The following is a 1,905-nucleotide window of genomic DNA, read 5'->3' as shown; positions in this document are numbered from 1 at the left end:
GTCCCCACCAGGACCAGGGTCACGGTCTGGTCGGTGTCCTCGAGCTGGGTCGCGGAGACCGTGCACTCCTGGCTCTGGGTCTCGGCGCTCCAGGTCCAGGAGCTCGCGCAGGCCGGGCCCCCGGAGCCGCACGGCTCTCCGCCCAGGGAGAAGACGCCGTCGGGGTCGAGCGCGACCTGGTCGACCACCACCTCCACCCCGGTCGGGATGGTGTCCCCGAGCCAGTTGGCGTGGGCGCACTGGTCGGCCCCGTCCTGGTCGGTGTTCCCGCCCACGGGCAGGGTCGGCACCGAGATCGACACGTCCTGGTCAGGGGGCAGGGGCTCCTCGGACCCGGTGGGCTCGGGGGCCGGGGTGGGGTCGAACGACTCCGACCCGGTGCCCGGATCCGGGGCGACCGCCGGCGTGCCGCTCGCCCCGCAGCCCGCGACCAGTAGGGCCACCGTGATCAGGGCCGCGATCCGGGGTGCACGATGCGCTCGGCTCATGGCGACACCTCCACTCACGAGGAGGCGCCGGCCTGACGCGGGGATACACCGCGCGTCAGGTGCGCAGGTAGCGCTCCAGCGCGGTCAGCTGGTCCTCGGGCCGGAAGCCGGTCGCCTCCAGCCTGGTGAGGGCCAGCGTGCTGTACGCCGGGCGCGGCGCGAGCTTCCGGCCGGCGGCGTACTGCTCGGTGGTGACGTCGGTGACGTCGCCCGGATCCCGGCCGGAGCGGGCGAAGACGGCCCGCGCCAGGTCGGCCCAGGAGGTGGGCGGGCCGGCGTTGGAGACGTGGTAGGTGCCGTACGTCGCGCCGACGTCGAGGAGGTGCCGGGTGGCCCGGGCGAGCTCGTCGGCGAAGGTGAGCCGGCCGACCTGGTCGGCCACCACGGTGGGGGAGGCGCCGGTGGCGGCCAGGTGCTGCATGGTGCGCACGAAGTTGCGGCCCTCGCCCACCACCCACGAGGTGCGCAGCAGGTAGTGCCGCGGGGTGCCGGCGACGGCGAGGTCGCCGGCGGCTTTGGACTGGCCGTAGACGCCGAGCGGGGAGAGCCGCTCGTCCTCGCGGTGCACCTCGTGGATGCCGTCGTAGACGTAGTCGGTGGAGTAGTGCACGAGCGTGAGCCGGTGCTCGGTGGCGATCCGGGCGAGCATCGCGGGGGCCACCGCGTTCGCCGCCCAGGCTTCCACCCGGCCCTCCGGGGTCTCCGCGGCATCCACGGCGGTCCAGGCCGCGGCGTTGAGCACCACGGCGTACTCCTGCCACGGCCAGGCCGCCAGCGCGTCGGCGTCGGTGACGTCGAGCTCGTCGCGGTCGACGCCCCTGGCCTCGGGGAACGCCGCGCCGAGCGCTCGGCCGAGCTGGCCGCCCGCCCCCAGCACCAGTGTGCGCAGCGGGGGCATCGGGGTGACCTGCTCGAGCCGCGGGTTGGCCCGGTCCTTCTCCGAGACGTCGCACTCCGCCAGCGGGATCGGCCAGGGGATCGCCGCGGTCGGGTCGGCCAGGTGCAGCGCCGGGTAGGCGGTGGTGGGGCGCCAGTGCTCGTTGACCAGGTAGGTGTAGGCGGTGCCGTCCTCGAGCGCCTGGTAGCTGTTGCCCACCCCGCGCGGCACGAACACCGCCACCGCGGGGTCGATCTCGAGGTGGAAGGTCGTCCCGAACGTCGGGCCCTCGCGCATGTCCCCCCACGCGGCGAACACCCGACCGGTCGCCACCGAGACGTACTTGTCCCACGGCTCGGTGTGGATGCCGCGGGTCGCGCCGCGGGAGGCGTTGAAGGAGATGTTGTTCTGCACGGGGCCGAAGTCGGGCAGCCCCAGCGCGGTCATCTTGGCGCGCTGCCAGTTCTCCTTGAACCAGCCGCGGGCGTCGGCGTGCACCGGCAGCCGGACCACCAGCAGCCCGGGGATCGGGGTCGGCTC

At 74.4% G+C, this 1,905-nt stretch carries 2 protein-coding genes; both read right to left on the bottom strand.

The window, feature by feature from the left end; translation table 11 throughout:
• A partial coding sequence (locus tag PLP61_RS11650) for a hypothetical protein (RefSeq protein ID WP_324502886.1) occupies positions 1 to 488 on the bottom strand: 488 nt, incomplete at its 3' end.
• Between the two features lie 55 nt (positions 489 to 543).
• Positions 544 to 1,905 (bottom strand): sugar nucleotide-binding protein (locus PLP61_RS11645; RefSeq protein ID WP_324502885.1); only part of this gene is annotated, 1,362 nt, incomplete at its 5' end.

It is taken from the genome of Nocardioides sp., assembly GCF_035429765.1.
In the GTDB taxonomy this organism is placed as follows: Bacteria; Actinomycetota; Actinomycetes; order Propionibacteriales; family Nocardioidaceae; genus Nocardioides.
This window is presented reverse-complemented; position numbering and strand designations above follow the sequence as displayed.